This window comes from Mycoplana dimorpha (assembly GCF_003046475.1).
GTDB lineage: Bacteria > Pseudomonadota > Alphaproteobacteria > Rhizobiales > Rhizobiaceae > Mycoplana > Mycoplana dimorpha.
In genome coordinates, this window is sequence record NZ_PZZZ01000015.1 from 1 (window position 1) to 20,987 (window position 20,987).

General features: G+C 62.9%; 19 protein-coding genes. 15 read left to right on the forward strand and 4 right to left on the reverse strand.

The window, feature by feature from the left end:
• Nucleotides 1-167: 167 nt before the first annotated feature.
• From C7449_RS21125 to C7449_RS21140, 4 genes are all read right to left on the reverse strand, one after another.
• Nucleotides 168-1,127, reverse strand: a complete 960-nt coding sequence (locus C7449_RS21125) for a hypothetical protein (protein WP_108004879.1) — start codon at nt 1,125-1,127, stop codon at nt 168-170.
• Between the two features lie 10 nt (nt 1,128-1,137).
• Nucleotides 1,138-2,232: an enolase C-terminal domain-like protein gene (locus tag C7449_RS21130; RefSeq protein ID WP_245414474.1), complete on the reverse strand. Its 1,095-nt coding sequence runs from the start codon at nt 2,230-2,232 to the stop codon at nt 1,138-1,140.
• On the reverse strand, nt 2,229-4,019 hold the full coding sequence (locus tag C7449_RS21135) for a thiamine pyrophosphate-requiring protein (RefSeq protein ID WP_108004880.1): 1,791 nt from the start codon (nt 4,017-4,019) through the stop codon (nt 2,229-2,231). The genes C7449_RS21130 and C7449_RS21135 overlap by 4 nt, the downstream gene beginning before the upstream one ends.
• A 101-nt stretch (nt 4,020-4,120) precedes the next feature.
• Nucleotides 4,121-5,914 (reverse strand): glycoside hydrolase family 15 protein, encoded by a 1,794-nt coding sequence (locus tag C7449_RS21140; RefSeq protein ID WP_108004881.1) that lies wholly within the window; start codon nt 5,912-5,914, stop codon nt 4,121-4,123.
• 144 nt (nt 5,915-6,058) lie between these two features.
• Here C7449_RS21140 and C7449_RS21145 point away from each other — a divergent pair, with 144 nt between their 5' ends.
• The 15 genes from C7449_RS21145 to C7449_RS21215 form a co-directional block, all read left to right on the forward strand.
• On the forward strand, nt 6,059-7,048 hold the full coding sequence (locus C7449_RS21145) for an SDR family oxidoreductase (protein ID WP_108004882.1): 990 nt from the start codon (nt 6,059-6,061) through the stop codon (nt 7,046-7,048).
• 116 nt (nt 7,049-7,164) lie between these two features.
• A complete protein-coding gene (locus C7449_RS21150; RefSeq protein ID WP_108004883.1) occupies nt 7,165-7,833 on the forward strand; it encodes a cytochrome c3 family protein in 669 nt (222 codons plus the stop codon).
• A 4-nt stretch (nt 7,834-7,837) separates the two neighbouring features.
• On the forward strand, nt 7,838-10,774 hold the full coding sequence (locus C7449_RS21155; protein ID WP_108004896.1) for a TAT-variant-translocated molybdopterin oxidoreductase: 2,937 nt from the start codon (nt 7,838-7,840) through the stop codon (nt 10,772-10,774).
• The gene (nrfD, locus tag C7449_RS21160; protein ID WP_108004884.1) at nt 10,771-12,108 is read left to right on the forward strand and encodes an NrfD/PsrC family molybdoenzyme membrane anchor subunit; all 1,338 of its coding nucleotides are present in this window, start codon (nt 10,771-10,773) and stop codon (nt 12,106-12,108) included. The genes C7449_RS21155 and nrfD overlap by 4 nt, the downstream gene beginning before the upstream one ends.
• Nucleotides 12,101-12,661: a DUF3341 domain-containing protein gene (locus tag C7449_RS21165; RefSeq protein WP_108004885.1), complete on the forward strand. Its 561-nt coding sequence runs from the start codon at nt 12,101-12,103 to the stop codon at nt 12,659-12,661. Before nrfD ends, C7449_RS21165 begins: the two co-directional genes overlap by 8 nt.
• Complete coding sequence (locus C7449_RS21170) at nt 12,658-13,191, forward strand: c-type cytochrome (RefSeq protein WP_108004886.1); 534 nt, start codon at nt 12,658-12,660, stop codon at nt 13,189-13,191. The genes C7449_RS21165 and C7449_RS21170 overlap by 4 nt, the downstream gene beginning before the upstream one ends.
• The gene (locus C7449_RS21175) at nt 13,188-14,246 is read left to right on the forward strand and encodes a hypothetical protein (protein WP_108004887.1); all 1,059 of its coding nucleotides are present in this window, start codon (nt 13,188-13,190) and stop codon (nt 14,244-14,246) included. Before C7449_RS21170 ends, C7449_RS21175 begins: the two co-directional genes overlap by 4 nt.
• Nucleotides 14,243-14,620, forward strand: coding sequence for a hypothetical protein (locus C7449_RS21180; RefSeq protein ID WP_108004888.1), 378 nt, complete (start codon nt 14,243-14,245; stop codon nt 14,618-14,620). Before C7449_RS21175 ends, C7449_RS21180 begins: the two co-directional genes overlap by 4 nt.
• The gene (locus tag C7449_RS21185) at nt 14,617-15,399 is read left to right on the forward strand and encodes an SCO family protein (protein ID WP_108004889.1); all 783 of its coding nucleotides are present in this window, start codon (nt 14,617-14,619) and stop codon (nt 15,397-15,399) included. The genes C7449_RS21180 and C7449_RS21185 overlap by 4 nt, the downstream gene beginning before the upstream one ends.
• The gene (gene coxB / locus C7449_RS21190; RefSeq protein ID WP_108004890.1) at nt 15,396-16,340 is read left to right on the forward strand and encodes a cytochrome c oxidase subunit II; all 945 of its coding nucleotides are present in this window, start codon (nt 15,396-15,398) and stop codon (nt 16,338-16,340) included. Before C7449_RS21185 ends, coxB begins: the two co-directional genes overlap by 4 nt.
• Nucleotides 16,337-18,007, forward strand: coding sequence for a cytochrome c oxidase subunit I (locus C7449_RS21195; protein WP_108004891.1), 1,671 nt, complete (start codon nt 16,337-16,339; stop codon nt 18,005-18,007). The genes coxB and C7449_RS21195 overlap by 4 nt, the downstream gene beginning before the upstream one ends.
• Entirely contained in the window at nt 18,000-18,638 is a 639-nt protein-coding gene (locus C7449_RS21200; RefSeq protein ID WP_108004892.1) for a cytochrome c oxidase subunit 3, read from the forward strand. Before C7449_RS21195 ends, C7449_RS21200 begins: the two co-directional genes overlap by 8 nt.
• 4 nt (nt 18,639-18,642) lie before the next feature.
• Complete coding sequence (locus C7449_RS21205; RefSeq protein ID WP_108004893.1) at nt 18,643-18,906, forward strand: cytochrome C oxidase subunit IV family protein; 264 nt, start codon at nt 18,643-18,645, stop codon at nt 18,904-18,906.
• 271 nt (nt 18,907-19,177) lie between these two features.
• Entirely contained in the window at nt 19,178-20,395 is a 1,218-nt protein-coding gene (gene proV / locus C7449_RS21210; protein ID WP_108004894.1) for a glycine betaine/L-proline ABC transporter ATP-binding protein ProV, read from the forward strand.
• A 20-nt stretch (nt 20,396-20,415) separates the two neighbouring features.
• Nucleotides 20,416-20,987, forward strand: a 572-nt coding sequence (locus C7449_RS21215; protein WP_146165124.1) for an ABC transporter permease, incomplete at its 3' end; no start/stop codon positions are given.

Here is a 20,987-nt window from a genome sequence, read left to right on the forward strand (position 1 = left end):
CGGCCACTGGGAATGCGACCTGATCCAGTTCCGCAAAAAGTTTGGCAAGGCCAATGTGACATCACTGGTCGAGCGGGTCAGTCGCTTTGCCGTGTAGGAGGCACAGCAATGACCGCGCCGACGTATTCGTCCTTCACCCACTGGTACAGCGAGGGCCATCTCGCCGCCTATGTACGCACAATGAAATCCCCCGGTGGAATCCCGCGCAGGCGCAATGCCGCGAGGCCGGCCAGGGCGAGACCGGTAAAACTGGGCGGGGCGGGAATCGGCGGACCGTTGAGAAGGTTTTGCGTCCAGTTGCGCCAACCACCCATGCTGCGGGAGACGCCGTAGACATGAAAGCCGGACCCGGCAAAGCCCAGCAGTGCGGTGACCCGAAGCGCCATCCGGGCCAAACGGATCCGAGAAGCCCGAGCACGGCCGGCGCATCGCATGAGCAACAGACCGGCCGCAGGCGGTATGCTGACCGGAAGATACATGGCAGGGTTGTGGAACGAGCCGCGGAAGTGCAACAGCGCCACCTCGGCCACGGTGCCAAAAATGCCGACCGCAGAAAATGCGCTCAGAACCTGTCCAGCCGGGTGCTTCATGATCTTCGGAGCCGCACCCTTCCCCGGCCCGCGTACGATCTCGGCGCAGCGGCCGAGTGCACCTGCCAGCGCCAGCGCCACAGGGGCGCCGATTGGCGCGGAATAGAAGAGGTTTAGCCATGATAGGCCGCCGGGGCGCTTCAGGACATTGTAGGCATGGAAGCCGAGGCCCACGAGCCCCACCAGGCCGGCGCTTCCGTAGACCGCGTCGCGGACCGGATGACGCTCCGCCCTGGCGCTGGCGATTCCCGAAAGGCTTGCCCCCAGTGTCAACGCTGAGACAATCAGCGGCATGTACATGGCACGGTTATGAAAGCTGCCACGATAGTGTTCCACGGCGCTGTCGCACAGCACCGAGAGCGCGAGGATCGCGGCAGCACCGTTCAACTGCCTGCCGATATCGAGGAATTCGGTGTCGCGAGCGCCCAATCGGGATTTCTGGAGAGCAATACGAGAGAGTGCCTCGAGCCTTCCAATATCCGCGACGAGGGCGCCCAGAGTGCCCACCTGCTCGACCCTGCGCGTGGCGCTTGGCATATAGTACCCCCTAGATCCTGTAGGGCTCGGCGTCGCGGTCCTTGAACCGGAACCCATTGCCGGGGCGGCTGAGGTCCGGCCTCACCGCTCCGTTCACCACCTGCGGCGCTCCGTCGATCAGCATCTGCTCGATCAGCACATGATCGTGGAACCATTCGATGTGGCGAAGACCGGCGGTGGCGCAGGCAACGTGCAAATGCACGCCCGGCCCGCAATGGCATGAGAGATCTTGGTGGAAGGCTTCCGCCAGCGCGGCAATCTTGAGGAAACCGCTTATGCCGCCGCAACGGGTGGCGTCCGCCTGGAGAACATCGACCGCGCCGGCACTGAGCAGCCTTCGCACGTCGTCGAGATTGAAGACATATTCGCCGGCGGCCACCTCCATGGATGAGGGCGTCGACTGACGGACGAACCGCAAACCGGCCTCGTCGTCGGAGGAAACCGGCTCTTCGAACCACCTGACGTCGTATTGGCGGATCGCATCGGCGAAGCGCACCGATCGCGATGGTGTGAAGGCACCATTGGCATCGATGAACAGTTCCGCATCACCGATCGCCGACCTGGCCGATCGAATGCGCTGCGGATCGCGCTCCGGTTCTGCGCCAACCTTCATCTTGACGAAACGGCAGCCGTCATCGTTGACCCATCGGGAAAGCTGCCGGCAAAGCAGATCGTCGGAATAGGTGGTGAAACCGCCGCTGCCGTAGACCGGCACCGACTCCCGCACCTGGCCGAGCAGCCGGCAGAGGGGCGTGTCGAGCAGCCTTGCTTTCAGGTCCCATAATGCGAGATCGACGGCGGAGATCGCGCAGGCCGCAATCCCGGAGCGGCCGCAATTGCGAACAGCCCGCCACATCCGGCATCCGATTTGCTCCACGTCAAAGGCATCGCTGCCAACGACCAGGTCCTGCAGGGCGCCAGTGATGAGATGAGCGGCAGAAGCGTCCGTATAGGTGTAGCCGTTTCCCGCACTTCCGCCGGCATATACGTTGACGACGACCATCGTCGTAGCGTTCCACTCGAACGTGCCGTCGCCTTCCGGCATGTCCGTTGGAATGCGGTAGACCGCGCACTCGAGGCGGTCGATCGGTGCCTCGACGATCACTTCTCGTCTCCGCCCGGCAGCAGCGCCCCGAGCAGTTGCCGGGCGGTGCCGGTCACGATGCCGGTCTCATGCGGGTCGCCCTTGACCAGCGCTTCGGTCAGGTGCTGCATCTGCGTGAGGGTGATATGCGGCGGAAGCGGCGGCACTTCCGGGTCGGTCTTGAATTCGACGACAACCGGTCGGTCCGCCGCCAGGGCCTCGTCCCAGGCGGGGCCCACATCCTCGGGCCGGTCGACATAGAGGCCCTTGAGCCCGATAAGCTCCGCGAACCGGTGGTACGGTACGTTCGGAATGCGCTGCGAGGCGTCGAACTTCGGGTCGCCCTCCATCACGCGCTGCTCCCAGGTCACCTGGTTCAGGTCCTCATTGTTGAAGACGCCGATGACGAAAACGGGTGTCGACCATCTTTTCCAGTATTTAGCGACGGTAATCAGCTCCGCCATGTTGTTCATCTGCATGGCGCCGTCACCCACGAGACCGATGACCGGGCGGCCGGGATGGGCAAACTTGGCGGCGATCGCGTAGGGAACGCAGGCGCCCATGGAGGCCAGCCCGCCCGACAGCGAAGCGCTCATTCCGCGCCTCATCCTGATGTCCCGCGCGAACCAGTTGGCGCAGGAGCCGGAATCACAGGTGAGGATGCAGCCTTCCGGTAGCCGCGGCGACAGTTCCCAGGTGACCCGCTGCGGGTTGATGGGATTGGCCTTCGCCTGGGCCCGCTCTTCAAGCGTCTCCCACCATGCCTTGACCTCCTTGCCTATTTCCTGGCGCCAGTCGTCGTCCTTCTGGTCGAGCAGCGGCAATAGCGCACTCAGGGTTTCGGCAGCGTCGCCCACCAGGTTGACGTCCATCGGGTAGCGAAGCGACAGCATGTTCGGGTTGATGTCGATCTGAACCGCCTTGGCCTGCCCTTCCTCGGGCAGGAATTCGGAATAGGGAAAGCCCGAGCCGACCATCAACAGCGTGTCGCAGCCGCTCATCAGCTTCCACGAAGGCTTGGTGCCCAGCATGCCGATCGATCCGGTCACCCATGGAAGGTCGTCGGGCAGCGTCGCCTTGCCGAGCAGCGCCTTGGCAGCACCGGCTCCCAGACGATCCGCGACGGCGATCACCTCATCGGTGGCCCCAAGTGCGCCAGCGCCGACCAGCATCGCGACCTTCTTTCCGGCATTCAGGACATCGGCCGCTCGCTTCAGGTCGCCCGCATGGGGAACAACTCTCGGCGCCTTGAAGCCGATCCCGGAATGGATCGTCCCGTGCCGGCGCGGCGGGTCCTCATATGTCATTTGCTGAAGGTCGTTGGGCAGGATCAGCGCGGTGACCGTGCGATTGGCAAGCGCGATCCTGACGGCACGGTCGACCAGATGCCTGACCTGGGCGGGCGCGCTTGCCTGATGGACGAACTCGCCGGCGACATCCTTGAACAACGACACGAGGTCGACTTCCTGCTGATAGTGACCTCCGATCGCTGTCCGCGCCTGCTGGCCGGCAATCGCGAGGACGGGCTGGTGGTCGAGCCTGGCATCGTAGAGCCCGGTGACCAGATGCGATGCGCCGGGGCCGGAGGTCGCGATGCAAACTCCGAGTTCGCCTGTGAACTTTGCATGCGCCGACGCCATGAAGGCGGCCATTTCCTCGTGGCGCGTCTGGATGAACTCCAGCGAGCCCTTGGCCCGGTTGAGGGCGCCGAAAGCCCCGTTGATCCCGTCACCGGGATAGCCGAATATCCGTCGCACGCCCCAGGCGTGGAGGCGCTCGACTATGAAGTCACCCACTGTCATGCCCATGGCATTTCTCCGCAGTTCGCAGCCTCCGGACGAACTGCCGCGCGCCATGATCGTTCCCGGGCACCGGTGCACAATCGCCGCTTCTGTCGGGCCTCAGGCGATCACGTTTTCGAGCGTTCCTTGGCGGGCCCGCGGTGATGAGCCAGGTTGTAGGCGCTGTTGATCAGGGCGAGATGCGAAAAGGCCTGCGGGAAATTGCCGACCTGCCGTCCGGACCGCGCGTCATATTCCTCGGCGAGAAGCCCGACGTCGTTGCACAGCGAGAGCAGCCGCTCGAACAGGGTGCGCGCATCGTCCAGCCTTCCGAGCAGCACATAATTGTCGACCAGCCAGAAGCTGCACGCCAGGAAAGCGCCCTGCCCGGCCGGGAGGTTGTCCGAACCTCGGCCGTCCTCATAGCGCAGCAAAAAGCCGTCCCGCATCAAACGTCGTTCCACAGCCTCGATGGTGCCGACGACGCGCGGATCGTCGGGCGGAAGAAACCCGACCAGCGGCAGCAGCAGCAGGCTCGCGTCCAATACGGACGAGCCGTAGGATTGGACGAAGGAACCCAATTTCGGATCGTAACCCTGCTCGCAGACCTGACGGTGAATACGGCTCCGGATGTGCTGCCACTCCGCTGCGGGGCCTTCGACTCCGAACTCGTCGACCATCCTGATCGCCCGGTCGAAGGCAACCCAGGCCATGACCTTGGAATGGGTGAAGTGGCGTTTCTCGCCGCGCATTTCCCAGATGCCGCTGTCCGGCTGATCCCACATCTTGGCGAGATGGAGGACCAGCGCCCGCTCCAGCGGCCAGGTGGCCTTGTTCGGCGGCAATCCTGCATTGCGTGCGACATAGAGCGTATCGAGCAGCTCACCGAAGACGTCGAGCTGCAACTGCGTCGAGGCCAAGTTGCCGACACGCACCGGCCTCGATCCTTCATAACCATCTAGCCACGGCACTTCGTATTCGGTGAGCCGCCGTTCGCCGCCGATCCCGTACATGATCTGCAGATCATCCGGATCGCCTGCGGCGGCCCGCAACAGCCAGTCGCGCCATTGGCGCGCTTCCTCCATGAAGCCGCCATTAATCAGGGCGTAGATCGTAAACGTTGCGTCCCGGAGCCAGCAAAACCGATAGTCCCAGTTTCTCGGGCCACCGACTATCTCCGGCAGCGAGGTGGTCGCGGCCGCGACGATGCCGCCCGTTTCACGATGTGTCAGCGCTTTCAAGGTGAGAAGAGATCGAACTACGGGCTGGGACCAGGTATTGACGGGGGTCAACCGCGCCGCCCATTCCTCCCATGTATTCCGTTCCTGCTCCAGCACCCTCTTCGGGTCAGCAGCCTCGGGTACCGCGAGGAAAGAAAGGGTCCAACTCATCGCAAAACAATGTTCCTCCCCGGCGCGAACATCGAACCTGCCGACCGTCCGCATCGCTTCTCCACGCAACGACACCGACGAATCGAGGACGATTCTATCGGGCCCTGCAACAAACTGCAGCCGGCCGTCGGCTCGCCTCGAGGCCCATGGAATTGTCCGCCCATAATCGAAGCGCAGCACGATCTCCGTTTGCATCTCTACCGAGCCGCTGAGACCACTGACGATACGAACCAGGTCGGTGACCCTGTCGCGGCGCGACAAGGCATCGATAATCTGGACGACGCCGGTGCTAGTCTCGAAGGCCGTCTCGAGGACAAGGCTGTTTCCCCGGTAGTGGCGCTTCGAAGCCGCTTCCGCAGCAACTGGCGCAATCAGCCATCGCCCGTTGTCCCTGTTGCCGAGCAGCGCCGCGAAGCAAGCGGCGCTGTCGAAACGTGGCAGACAAAGCCAATCAATCGAGCCATCTCGACCGACGAGCGCCATGGTTTCGCAATTCCCGATGACCGCATAGTCTTCGATGCGCGATGCCATTGTCGTCCTCCGACCGCCGAGGCAAGGGGCTCTGCCGGTTTGCGCCCACGGCTGTAACGCTCCAATCCTCCTTCTGATCCCTGCTCGCGAACTTATGCCGCCGAAGCTGGTTAGGCGCCCTAGATAGATGAACGGAACCTCACCATGCGGGACATCCAGCAGGAAGTCGTCGTGATCACCGGTGCGACCGCGGGAGTGGGCAGGGCAACCGTTCGCGCCTTTGCTCGGCGTGGCGCAAGGATCGGCCTGATCGCCAGGGGAGTTGATGGCCTGAAGGCGACAGCGTGCGAAGTGGAGGCGCTGGGCGGCGAGGCCGTTGCGATCTCCTGCGACGTGGCCGATGCCGCGACGGTCGAGGACGCGGCGAACGAGGTGGAAGCCACATTCGGGCCCATCGACATCTGGATCAATGCTGCCTTTGCGGGCGTCTTGGCGCCGTTTCTCAGAATGTCGCTCCAGGACTACAAACGCGTGACCGAGGTTACCTATTTGGGACAGGTGCACGGCACCATGGCGGCTCTCAAACGCATGCTGCCTCGCAATCGAGGCTCGATCGTGCTTGTCGGCTCCGCCCTCGCCTATCGCGGCATACCATTGCAGTCCGCCTATTGCGGCGCCAAGCACGCGATCCAGGGATTTCAGGATTCGCTCCGCAGCGAACTGATCCACGCCGGAAGCAAGGTTCATCTTTCGATGGTGCAATTGCCGGGTGTGAACACCCCCCAGTTCGACTGGATCAAGACGACAATGCCATGCAAGCCCAAACCGGCGAGCCCACCTTACCAGCCCGAAGTGGCGGCCGATGCCATCTACTTCGCGGCCCATTCCCACCGCAAATCGGTAATGGTCGGTTTCCCGACCGTGGAGGCGATCTGGGGCGACCGCCTGTTTTCTTCCTTGCTCGATCACTATCTGGGCTGGACCGGCTTCAAGGGGCAGCAGGACCGGGAGAAGCTCGAACCGGGGAGACAGAACAATCTTTATCACCCCGTTCCCGGGGACCATGGCGCGCATGGTCGGTTCGACAGGATCGCGCGCACTCGTTCCTGGCAATTATCGTTGAACAAAAACCGCCTGCTTTTCGGCATGGGCTTGGTACTGTTCGTCGCCGCATGTCGCAGGGCTCTGAAATAGTTTCCTGCGTGTACACGCGACGATGTTGCAGAGCGAGCCGTTCGACTGCGACGGGAACATCTCGTCCAATACGGCGTTCCTGCAAAATTGGGTTTCGCGAAACTGCGAGGCGGAGCGTGGCGCAGGTTTTCACAGCCTCGGCTGATACGCGATTGCGCGCCGCTGTGCTCCTTGCATTCCTACTGGTCTTCCTGGCCGTGCTGTTTGTCGGCGGCTATGCCGATTCCAGCTACGGAACCCTGACCGGGTGGGTTCGCGATCAGCCGGTGCCTTTCAGCCACGAGCATCATGTCGCCGGGTTGGGGATCGATTGCCGCTACTGCCATACGTCGGTGGAAACCAGTGCGCGGGCGGGGCTTCCCGCAACGCACATATGCATGAGCTGCCATTCGCAGATCTGGACAGGCGCACCAATGCTGGAACCGGTCCGACTAAGCCTGGCTAGCAACACGCCTCTGGCCTGGAACCGCGTCTCGCGGCTGCCGGACTACGTCTATTTCAACCATTCGATCCATGTCGCCCGCGGCGTGCCCTGCGTCACCTGCCATGGCCGAGTCGACAGGATGCCGCTGATGTCGCGGGCCGTTCCTCTCCAAATGCAGTTCTGCCTCGACTGCCACCGCGATCCCGGCCCGAACCTCAGGCCCGCGGCGGAATTGACGCGCATGGACTGGAGCGACTGGGATCGGCATCCGGAAGCACACAAGGACTACGGCGCACTGATGGTGAAGACCCACGGCATCGACCCCGCCAAGCTCACTCAATGCAACATCTGTCACCGGTAGAATGATGAGCACAGAGACTTCCGAAGCAAAACAGGCCCTGATGCGTCAGCTGACCGGCAAGACTGGCCGTCATTTCTGGCGCAGCCTGGAAGAGCTTTGGCAGACGCCGGACGGCAGGCGCTTCATGGCCAGTGAATTCCCCGCCCTGGCAAGAAACGGTATCTCCATCAACCGGCGCTCCTTGCTGAAGATCATGGGCGGCTCGCTTGCGCTGGCCGGACTATCGGCTTGCAAGAGCGACAAGGACGAAGCCGCCTATCCCTATGTCAGCACGCCCGAAAACGTCACGATAGGAGAGGCGAAATGGTATGCGACGGCCGTCACCTTTGACGGATATGCGCAGCCGGTGCTCGGCAAGACGTTTACCGGGCGGCCCGTCAAGCTCGAGGGCAACCCTGACCATCCGATGTCGCGCGGAACGACCGATGCCTATACGCAGGCGGCGCTTCTCGGCCTCTATGATCCGGGCCGCTCGCAGTCGCCGCTGCACTTCGGCGAACCTGCCGAATGGAGCGCTTTCGATGCCGAGATGGCACGCAAGGCCGAGGAGTTCGATCGGACCAAAGGCGAAAGCTTTCGGCTGCTGACCGGCCCTGTCAGCTCCCCTACCCTGCTCAGGCAGATCGCCGCCGTGACCGCCCGATGGCCTAAGGCGCGCTGGCACGTCTGCCATCCCGTGTCCGATGGCCTCCAAAGGGCAGCAACGGTCCAGACCTTCGGCCGGCCGCTGGACCTGCATCCTGCCTTCGATGCTGCCGAGACGATCGTCAGCTTCGATGACGATTTCCTCGGCCCCGGTCCGCGCCAGACGCGCAATGCCGGCCTTTTCGCCGACCGCAGGCGCCTGCGGCAGGACGCCAAGGGCAAGACACGCCTATTCGTCATCGAACCGATCCCGTCGGCAACCGGTTCCATGGCCGATGAGCGCCTGCCAGCTTCGCCGGTCGAAATCGATCGCCTGCTGCGGGCAGTGGCGGCGAGGGTCGGCGTTGCCGGTGTAGCAGAATCCGAATTGACCGGCCGCCAAATGGCGTGGGCTGACAAGGCCGCTGCCGCGCTGCTTGCCGCGCGGGAAAAAGCCCTCGTCCTAGTCGGTCGCTATCATCCGTCGGCAACACAGGCGCTTGGCCTGCTGGTCAACGACGCTTTGGGCAGCTTCGGCAAGACCCTGCGCTTCACCGATCCCGTCATAACCGTGCCCCCGGGTCGGGACGATTCGCTGAAGGCGCTTGTGGATGATATTCAGGCGTCGCGCGTTTCCATGCTCGCGATCATCGGCGCCAATCCGGCCTATACGGGTGCAGGCGATCTCGACTTCGCCGGCGCCATGCAAAAGGTCGCTGTGCGCATCCACGCAGGTCTGTATCAAGACGAAACCGCAGCTCTCAGCCATTGGCATGTGCCGTTGCAGCACGATCTTGAAAGCTGGAGCGATGCACGATCCGTCGACGGCGCCGTGACGATCGTCCAGCCATTGGTGCGGCCCTTCTATGACGCCCGCTCCGCCCATGTCGTGCTCGAAAATCTCATGGGGCGCCAGGCAAATGACCGGGAACTCGTTCAACAGACCTGGCGAGAAACCTGGAGGGAGAATTTCGACGCGCGCTGGCGCCAAAGTTTGCACAGGGGTTTGGTCGACGGAACGGCCGCGGGCTTCCTCCAACCTCCGGTCATCCATCGCAATGTGGCGGATGCAGACGGGCCGGCGAGCGGGTTGAGCCTCTGCATCCGGCCGGATGCCGGCGTCTGGGACGGCGCGTTGTCCGACAATGCCTGGGCCCAGGAAACGCCGCGGCCGCTCACCAAGCTCACCTGGGGAAACGCCATCCTCATTGCGCCGAAGTTTGCCGATCAGCTGCGCCTCAAGACCGGCGATCAGGCAATCCTCACGGCAGGCAGCGTATCCGTCAAGGCTCCGGTCTGGGTCATGCCCGGTCAGAACGAGGCAACACTCGGTATCACATTGGGCTATGGCCGCCGGGCTGAGGACTCGATCGCCCTTGGCCTCGGCTGCGATGCCTATGCGCTGCGGCGCTCCGACAGCCTTTGGCATCGAGACGGCGTTTCGATCGAGCCGACGGGCACTGGCGAAGTGATCGCGACGACGCAGTTGCATCAGGCGATGGATGGATTCGACTTCGTCCGCACGGTCCACATCTCGGCCTTGGCGCAGGCCGCTGATCACAGCGAGCCGCCCTCCTTCTATCCCGACCGGCCACAGCAGGATCCATCCTGGGGTATGTCGATCGACCTCGATCTGTGCATCGGCTGCAATGCCTGCGTCACCGCCTGTCAGGCGGAAAACAACATTCCCGTCGTCGGCAAGGAACTGGTGGCGGAGGGGCGCGAGATGCACTGGATGCGCATCGACCACTACTACGAAGGCGATGTCGAAGAGCCGAAATCCTATTTCCAGCCCGTTCCCTGCATGCACTGCGAGCAGGCGCCCTGCGAGATGGGCTGCCCGGTCAACGCCGCGGTCCACAGCATCGACGGACTGAACCTGCAGGTTTACAACCGCTGCATCGGCACCCGGACCTGCTCCTCCTACTGCCCCTACAAGGTGCGGCGCTTCAACTGGTTCGACTTCACGAAGAACGATGCGGAGTCAATCCAGGCGATGCGCAATCCGGACGTGACGGTCAGAAGCCGCGGCGTCATGGAAAAATGCACCTACTGTGTCCAGCGCATCGCCGAAGCGCGCATAACCGCCGCGAAGGACGGCAGGCCGATCCGAGATGGCGAGGTCGTCACCGCCTGCCAGCAGGCCTGCCCGACGCAGGCGATCGTCTTCGGCAATGTTGCCGATCCGAATTCCGCCGTCAGCAGGCGCAAGGCGAGCGCACGCGATTTTACCTTGCTGGAGGAAGTCAACACCCGGCCGCGCACGACCTATCTCGCCCGCATCGAAGACAGTGCGGAAGAGGAGGCCACCGGATGAGCGACATGGCAACGGAGCGGGACATTCGCATTGCCAACAAGCCGGCGCGGATTCCGCTGCGCTTTCCGGCGCCGCGAACATGGTGGCTCTGCTTTGCCGTTTCGCTCTGCCTGCTCATCCTCTTTTTCGTCGCCGCGACCGTGCTGCTGCTCGAAGGCATCGGCGTCTGGGGCTTGAACATCCCGGTCAACTGGGGGCTCGCTATCACCAACTACATCTGGTTTCTTGGTATCGGCCATGCCGGCACGCTGATCTCAGCGATGCTGCTGATGCTCGGGGCCCATTGGCGGAATTCGCTGAACCGCTTCGCCGAGGCGATGACGCTCTGTGCCGTCGTCTGCGCCGGACTGTATCCGATCCTGCATCTCGGTCGCCCCTGGTTCTTCTACTGGATCGCGCCCTATCCGAACACGATGACAATCTCGCCGCAGTTCAAGAGCCCGCTCTCCTGGGATTTCTTCGCGGTGCTGACCTATCTCACGGTCTCCATCCTCTTCTGGTATATCGGCATCATTCCCGACCTCGCTTCAGTCCGCGACCGTGCCAGGACGCGAACAGCCCAAGTGCTGTATGGGCTCGCCGCGCTTGGCTGGCGTGGCTCTGCCTGGCATTGGGCGCGCTGGCGCCAAGCCTATCGCATCACTGCAGTGATCGCCGTGCCGCTCGTGGTCTCCGTCCACTCGGAAGTCTCGCTGCTGCTTGCCGCAGGCCCCATTCCCGGTTGGACCTCGACGGTCTTCCCTCCCTATTTCGTGCTCGGTGCTGCTTTTTCCGGTTTTGCCGTGGTGCTGATGATCGCGATTGCACTGCGCCACATGCTCGGGCTTGCCGATCTCGTCACCGCGCGCCATCTCGACCTGCTCGCCCGCTTCCTGCTCGCAACCGGGTTGATGACGGCCTATGGCTACTGGGTCGAGGTCTTCGACACGCTCTACGGCGGCGATCTGCAGGATGTGGAAACGCTGCTCGACCGGGTGACCGGCAGCTATGCCTATACCTATTGGAGCGCCGTCATCTTCAATTTCGTGCCGCTGCAACTGCTATGGTTCTCGCGTGTACGGGCCTCACCGACGATCCTTTTCCTGGTCGCGCTTTCGGTCACGATCGGCATGTGGTTCGAGCGTTACATGCTGGTCGTCACCTCCCTCTATCGCGACTATCTGGTTTCCTCCTGGGGCAGCTACGCACCGAGCTTCTGGGAATGGTCGCTCTATGCAGGAATGCTTGGAGTCTTTCTGACCCCCTTCCTGCTTTTCGTCCGATTCCTGCCGGTCATTTCCGCTTTCGAGGTGAAAGAGGCGCTGCGCGAAACGGGAGATCTCGAACATGCGTGAGCCGTCACCCGATACCGAAGTCTTCGGCATCCTGGCCGAATTCAACAAGCCGGAAGCATTGATCGCTGCGGTCAAGGCGGCTCGGAAGAGCGGCTTCCGTGCGCTAGACGCCTATTCGCCCTATCCGCTGGAGGAAATGCCCGAAGCACTGGGCTTCCGAGAAGAAACGATCCCGTGGCTGTCCCTTATTGGCGGCATACTCGGCGCGGGGACCGCCTATGGCCTGCAGCTCTGGACCAACTATGCCTATCCGATCGAGATCGGCGGCCGGCCGATCTTCGCCTGGCAGCCTTTCATGCTGATCACCTTCGAGCTGGCGGTGCTGTTCGCCGTTCTCTTTCCCATAACCGGCATGTTGCTCCTCAACCGGCTGCCGCGGCTGCATCACCCGATCTTCGACGTCGAAGACTTCCATCTGGCCAGCTCCGACAAGTTCTTTCTCGTCCTCTTCAGCAACGATGCCAGGTTCGACCGCCGACGCACCAGTCACTTTCTGGAGGGGCTGAAGCCGGTCCGCATCGCCGTCGTCGAACATACGGAGGAACCGGAATGAGGTACGCAGCCGTTCTCCTTCCGATCGCCTTCGTGGTTTCCGCCTGCGATGACATGAGCCATCAGCCGCGCTACGATTCCTACGAGAAAAGCAGCCTCTTTCCCGACGGCAAGGCGCTGCAGGCGCCGCCGGACGGCACCGTGGCGCGCGATTCACTGGCATTGGAAGGCGCTCTCGCCCAACGGCCGCCCATGAACATAGCACTCCTGGAACGCGGCAGGGAGCGCTTCGACATCTTTTGTACGCCCTGTCACGATGCGAGCGGCTCCGGCAACGGGACCGTCCCGGCGCGCGGCTTTCCCCATCCCCCGAGCTTCCATCTGGCACGGCTGCGCGACGCCCCGTCCGGCTATTTCGTCAGCGTCATTACCCAGGGCCACGGAGTGATGTATTCCTACGCCGACCGCGTCAGCCCGTCCGACCGCTGGGCGATCGCAGCCTATATCCGCGCTCTGCAACTGGGCGGTGACGCGCCGCTCGCCACGCTTTCCGACGCAGACAGGCGCAGGCTTTCGGAGGCTGGACCATGATGTGGCAGCCCTTTTCGCGCAGCATCGACCGTCTCGTCCTCTCCGGCGCAGTTCCCCTGGCGCTGGCGCTTCTGCTTGCAACGGTCGATGCGCGTGCCGCCCTGACCGGCTGGCTCGCCGCCGCCACCTTCGCAAGCGCGCTGCCGCTCGGTGCGCTTTGCCTGACGATGATGCTGAGGATCATACCCGGGCCGTGGCGGGAGGAGCTCGCACCGCCGGCCACAAGCGCGATGCTGCTCTTGCCGCTTCTTTTGCTGGCCGCCGTTCCGATTTTCGCCGGCCTGCCCCGGATCTATGTATGGACAGGCGAGGCCCTAGATGGCTTCAAGGGCGTCTATCTCACCCCTGCCTTCTTCATCTTGCGGTCGCTCTTTATTCTCGGCGGTGCCTGCTTGCTTGCAGTCCTGATGATCGGCGGGAGAAGCTATGCGCTCGCGGTCGGCGGGTTGATCGCCTTCGTTGTTCTGCATGGAATTCTTGCGACGGACTGGCTGCTGTCGCTTGATCCGGATTTCCACTCCTCCGGATTTGGCCTCTATTTCCTCTCCATTCAGACGCTGTCGGCGCTCTGCCTGTTGATCCTCATGCAGTTGACGACCGGAAAGGTGGAACGGCCAGCGCTGCTCGGCGGCCTCCTGCTCACGGCGCTCCTGCTCTGGGCCTATCTCGCTTTCATGCAATACCTGATCACCTGGTCGGGCAACCTGCCGGCGGGCGTAAGCTGGTATCAGCGCCGCGCTTCGGGAACCTGGAAGGGCGCGGAATATGCCATCGCCGTCCTGCGGCTGGCGCCAGCCTTCCTGCTCCTCTTTCCGCCCGTACAACGCAGCTCGGGGTGGCTTGCAGGGCTCAGCCTGACGGTTCTCCTCGGGTCGCTGGTCGAGTGCGCCTGGCTGACCTTGCCGACAGTTCCGCGACATCTCACGCTCGGCATCGTCTCCTATGCACTGGCCGCGTCAGGCCTCGTCCTCTGTGGCTTCGCCGTCCTGCGCCGTGCCGATCGCTATCTGTCTCTTGTTCGCAACTCACGATTCAGCAAGGCGGGAAACGCATGAGCAGAGCGCAGAAAACGGCGGACTACGAAAAGACGGATGTCCAGCCCCGCCATATCCTGCTGGCCGGTCTGTCGCTCTTCGTCTTCGTCCTCCTGTCGATCGCCGTCATCTCTGGCGCGCTCTATTGGCTGCAGCCGCAAAACCGCGCCGGATATCCCGTCTTTGCCGGGGAACAGGATCGCGGCGGTCCGCGGCTGGAGGTCGACCCGTCCGCCGACAGGGCCGAATTGCAACGGTCGGCCGCAGCACGATTGGAAACTTATGGCTGGACGGACAAGGCGCTCGGCCGCGCACATATCCCGATCGAGCGGGCGATGGCACTGCTTGCCGAGCAAGGCTGGCCGGACAAGGAAAACGGCGGAGCAAGCCCATGAGATGTATCCTGTTGGCCTTGTTCCTGCTCATTCCCTCGCTGGCTCTTGCCTTCAACGCCTTCGAGGCAGCGGGCATCGATCGAAAGCCGGATGCGATCGTCACCCTCGACCTGCGCTTCACCGACGAGAGCGGCCAGCGGAGAAGCCTGCGCGAGCTTGCCGGTGGCAAGCCAATCCTGCTAGCGCCGGTGCTGCACAACTGCCCGAACATCTGCGGCGTGACGCTGTCTGGCCTGATGGAAGCCATCGCGGCGCAGGATTATGTCCCAGGCTGGGATTTTTCCGTGATCGCCTTCGGGATCGATGCCCGGGAAACCGTGAAGGAGGCACGGGATTCTCTGACAGCGCTCCGAAGGCGTTTCGCCGACACCGCAGCGACGGTTCACGCTGTCACCGGGAGCGAGGCCGATATCCGCGCCGTCACCAATGCGCTCGGCTATCGCTACGCCTACGACAACTCGATCGGACAATATGCGCATCTGGCCGCTGTCGCCATCCTGATGCCGGACGGCAGGCTCAGCCGCTGGCTCTATGGTCTGGCGCCGCAGCCCGACGACCTGCGGCTTGCACTCACCGAGGCTGGACAAGGGACGATCGGCACCTGGCAGGATCAGATCCTGCTTCTCTGCTATCGCTACGATCCGCAAACCGGCCGCTATTCGTCGATCGTCTGGACCACACTCCGACTTGGCGGGGGTGCCACTGTGGCCCTCGGCGGCGGCGCCATCGTCCTGGCCCTGGTTCGCGAGCGGCGCAAGGCGAAGGCGACGTTGCGATGAACGGCTCAATTCACCTCTGGCCGGAACAAGCCTCTGCCTACGGCAGCGAGGTTGATCACCTGGTGTTTGCCTTTACCGTCCTGATCGTCATCCTCTCCGCGCCTGTCTTCATCCTGATCGTTGTCTTTGCCGTCAAATACCGACGCGGCAAGCCCGCCAACCGCAGGCACGCCCGCAACCGCAATGTCTGGGTGGAAGTCTCCTGGTCGATCATCCCATTCCTGGCCTTGATCGGCTTCTATGTCTGGGCGTCGGACCTCTTTGCCCGTCTCTATCATCCGCCGGTCGATGCGCTCGAGATCAACGTCGTCGCCAAGCAGTGGATGTGGAAATTCGAGCATCCCCAGGGACAGGGCGAGATCAATGAATTGCATGTGCCGGTCGGGGAACCCGTCAAGCTCACAATGGCCTCCCAGGATGTGATCCATTCGCTTTTCATCCCGGCCCTCCGGATCAAGCAGGACGTCGTGCCCGGCCGCTATACCGGGACCTGGTTCACGGCAGACAAGCCCGGCACATACCGCCTCACCTGCGCCGAATTCTGCGGCGCCGACCACTCGACGATGGGCGGCAGCTTCATCGTCCTGAGCAGGGCGGACTACGCGAAATGGCTGGCGCAATCGGGCACCGATATGTCGCTTGCGGCGGCAGGTGCGGCGCTGTTTCGCGAGCGCGGCTGCAGCGGCTGCCACGGCCCCGCAGCAACCGTGCACGCGCCGTCGCTTGCCGGCCTCTACGGCTCCCCCGTGCCGCTGCAGAGCGGCCAAGTGGTGATCGCCGACGATGAATACATCCGCGACAGCATTCTTTTGCCGCAGAAGCAGATCGCTGCCGGCTACCCGCCGATCATGCCGACGTTCCAGAATGTCCTCAACGAGGAAGACGTGCTGAAGCTCGTCGCCTATATCAAGTCCCTGAGAACGACGGAGGCGACGCAATGACCGACACGGCGCTGCCCCAGCCCGAATCTTCCAACTTCCAGAACGAGGGACTGTCGGAAACCGGCACCGAACGGGTCAGCTATCTGCGCGCCGGCCACAGCCTCTCCTCCTGGCTACTCACCACCGACCACAAGCGCATCGCCATCCTTTACCTGATCGCCGTCACCTTCTTCTTTTTCATCGGCGGAACGGCGGCGGCACTCATCCGGCTGGACCTTTTGACACCGCAGGGCGACCTCCTAACGAACGAGGGCTACAACCGCGCCTTCACCATCCATGGGGTCATCATGGTGTGGTTCTTCCTTATCCCGTCGATTCCCAACACCTTCGGCAATTTCCTGATCCCGCTGATGATCGGCGCGAAGGACCTCGCCTTCCCGAAGCTCAACCTCGCAAGCTGGTACATCTTCATGGCGGGCGGACTGTTCACGCTGTTCGTGCTGATTGCGGGCGGCGTCGATACCGGCTGGACCTTCTACACGCCGCTCTCTTCGATGTTTGCACACGGCAGCGTCGTCCTGGCGGCGGTCGCTGTCTTCATCGCCGGCTTCTCTTCGATCCTGACCGGCCTGAATTTCATCGTCACCATCCACAAGCTGCGCTGCCCGGGCATGACCTGGCGGCGGCTGCCGCTGTTCGTTTGGTCGATCTATGCGACCTCGATAATCCTGGTGCTTGCGACGCCGGTGCTGGCGATCACGCTCGTGCTGATCGCGGCCGAGCGGCTCTTCGGCCTCGGCATCTTCGATCCAGCGCTCGGCGGCGATCCGCTGCTCTACCAGCACCTCTTCTGGTTCTACAGCCATCCCGCCGTCTACATCATGGTGCTGCCGGCGCTCGGCGTCGCCAGCGAATTGGTGGCGGCGGCCGCCCGCAAGCCGATCTTCGGTTATCAGTTCGTCGCCGGCTCATCCATCGCAATCGCCATCATCGGCTTCCTCGTCTGGGGCCACCACATGTTCGTCGCCGGGCAGTCGATGTATGCGAGCGCGGTCTTCTCGTTCCTGAGCCTTGCCGTCGCCGTTCCCTCCGGCATCAAGGTCTACAACTGGACCGCCACCCTCTATAAGGGGCATATCTCGCTCGATCCGCCCTTCCTTTTCGCCATGTCCTTCATAGGGCTTTTCACCGTCGGCGGACTGACGGGACTGATCCTCGCGATGCTGGCGATCGACGTGCATGTACATGACACCTATTTCGTCGTCGCCCATTTCCACTACATCATGGTCGGCGGCACGGTGTCCGCCTTCTTCGGCGCGCTGAACTACTGGTGGCCGAAGATGATCGGCCGCACCTATTCGCTGGTGTGGGGACGGCTGTCGGCGATCCTCATCTTCCTGGGGTTCAATCTCACCTTTTTCCCGCAATTTTTGCTCGGCTATCTCGGGATGCCACGGCGCTACCATGTCTATCCTCCGGAATTCCAGCTCCTGCACGTCTTCTCGACCGTGGGTGCCGGCCTGCTCGGCGTCGCCTATGTCATGCCCTTCGCCTATCTTTACTATTCCATGCGCTACGGCACGCCGGCGGGCTTCAACCCGTGGGGCGCGACCGGCCTGGAGTGGACCGTTCCATCGCCGCCGCCCAAGCACAATTTCGAGACGATCCCGGTCGTCGACAGCCTGCCATATCAATACGACGTCGAGCTGGAGGAGGACCATGGCTGAAACGCCCCTCGCCGCAAGACCGCCATACAGCGAACCGCGCCAGCAGCACGATGCCGCGATGATGGGCATGTATCTCTTTCTCGGCAGCGAGATCATGCTGTTTGGCGGCATTTTCGCAGTCGCGGCTGTGATCCGCATTCTGCACCCCGCCGACATCGTCGAGTCCTCCAGGGCGTTGCACTATCTGATCGGCGCGCTGAACACCGGCGTCCTGCTGACGTCGAGTTTCTTCGTCGCTTCTGCCGTCGAAGCAACCAAGGGCGGCAGACGCCGCGCAGGGGCGACCTGGTTGGCCGCGGCGGCCGTAGCCGGCCTCGTCTTCCTCGTTGTGAAGGGTTACGAATACGGGGCGGAATACCGGGAGGGCCTGCTGCCGCTACCGGGGGCGGACACGCAGTTTCGAACCGCGCCGCAGCATCTTTTCATGAATCTCTATGTCTTGGCGACCGGCCTGCATGCGATCCACCTTCTCATCGGGATCGTTCTCCTGTCGGTGCTGGCGCCCTGCCTCGCTTTCGGGAAGGTCCGGTTGCCGGATCGCGGCATTCTTATCATCGCCGCCGCCCTCTACTGGCACCTCGTGGACGTGATCTGGGTCTTCATCTATCCGGTCTTCTACCTGGCGAGGTGAAAGGATGAAGCTTTCCCATCCGCTGCTGCTTGTCTGGGTCGCCCTGATGCTCCTGCTCGTCTCGACCGTCGTGGCAAGCCAGAACCTTACCGGTCCCTTCAGCCTCGCCGTCAACCTGACGATCGCCTTTGCCAAGGCGGCGCTGATCTACTGGTTCTACATGCACCTACGGCAGGAAAGTGGGCTGGCGCGTCTGGCCGCGCTCGCCGCCGGCGGCTGGCTGGCCATCCTCTTTCTCTTCCTCTCGCTTGACTACGTGACGCGCTGAGTGCCAGGTTTCGTCACGATTTGCGAGTGAAGGCAGGGAACACATTGCAAGCGCGCCGGGTTGGACGGCCGGGTAAAATATTCCAAAAGAAGGGCGGAATACATGGATTTGCCATGCCGCCTTGATATGTAAGCAAAGCCATGCCACATTGTGTCCAAATTGCGCCTCGCAGCTTGTTTGCGTCATACCCTCGGGTGGCGTGTTCGCCCGCTGATATTCAGCTCGAAACTAAAGGAGAGCGCCCAGCTTATGGAGCGGGGCCCAGCACAGTATGACCTTTGCAACTGAGAGCGACCTACCGGTCAAAATCAGTGTCAGGAACATTTTCAAAATATTCGGCGAGCGGCCAGAAAGTGCCCTTGCCCTTCTCAATTCCGGCAAGACCAAAGCAGAGATCCACGACGCGACCGGCTGCACGATCGGCGTCAACAATGCGAGCTTCGATATTCGCTCCGGAGAGATCTTTGTCATCATGGGCCTGTCGGGCTCCGGCAAATCCACCCTTCTGCGCCTCATCAACCGGCTGATCGAACCAACCTCCGGCGCGATCGAGATCGACGGGCGCGACGTGGCGCAGATGCCGAAGAGCGAGCTGATCGCGTTGCGCCGCCGTGACATCAGCATGGTCTTCCAGTCCTTCGCGCTCCTGCCCAACCGCACCGTTCTCGACAATGCCGCCTTCGGTCTCGAAGTCGCCGGAACCGGCGAAAGCGAACGCCAGAAACGTGCCCGCGCGGCGCTGAAGGCCGTCGGTCTCGACGGCTATGGCGACAGCCGGACGGACCAGCTTTCCGGCGGCATGAAACAGCGCGTCGGCCTTGCCCGTGCGCTTGCCACTGACCCGACGGTGCTGCTGATGGACGAGGCATTTTCCGCGCTCGACCCGCTTATCCGCGCGGAGATGCAGGACGAACTGATGCGCCTCCAGGCCGAGCACAGCCGCACGATCGTCTTCGTCAGCCACGACATCGACGAGGCGATGCGGATCGGCGACCGCATCGCCATCATGCAAAATGGCGAGGTCGTGCAGGTCGGCACCCCCGACGAGATCGTGCTGCAGCCCGCCAACGACTACGTGCGCTCCTTCTTCCGTAACGTCGACGTCTCGCAGGTCTTCCGCGCGGGCGACGTGGCGCGCCAGACGCAGGTGACGATCATCGAGCGCCAGGGCGTGTCCGGCGCCGCAGCACTGGAGCGCATGGAGCATTTCGACAGGGACATCGCCATCATCCTCGGTCGCGACAAGACCTATCGCGGCATGGTCAGCCGCAATTCACTGATCGAAACCTCGCGCAATGGCGGCAGCGATCCCTGTCGGCGCGCCTTCCTGCAGGATATCGAGCCGATCCCGGCGTCGGAATGCCTCTCGAACGTTCTCGGCAAGGTTGCCGCCTGTGCCTTTCCGGTGCCGGTCGTCGACGAGGCCAATCGTTATCTCGGCTCGATCAGCAAATCCGCGCTTCTCGAAACGCTCGATCGCACCGCCTGATCCAGCCCGGAGACATTTCCATGACCTTTGACATCGGTGACGGCGTTGACAGCGCCGTCAACTACATCCTCGATAATTTCGCGCCGCTGCTGGACATCATTGCCGCAGCGATCGGCACTGTGACAAGCGGCATCCAGAATGGGCTCCTGGCCGCGCCTATGACCCTCGGGCTTGCGATTTTCGTGCTGCTGTCGCTCTGGCGGGTTGGCTTCAAATTCGCGGTATTTACCGGCCTGTCGCTTTGGCTGGTCGGCCACATGGGACTGTGGACGGCCATGATGGAGACCCTATCGCTCGTGCTCGCCTCGACGCTGATCGCCATGATCATCGGTCTGCCGCTTGGCGTGGCCATGGCGCGCAGCAACCGGGTCGCCACCGTCGTGCGGCCTATTCTCGATCTCATGCAGACCATGCCTGCCTTCGTCTACCTGATCCCGGCGGCGATGTTTTTCGGCCTCGGCGCGGTTCCGGGTACCATCGCGACGGTCATCTTCTCCATGCCGCCCGTCGTCCGCCTGACCAATCTCGGCATCCGGCAGGTGCATGTCGAGTTCATCGAGGCCGGCAATGCCTTCGGCTGCACCGCCTCGCA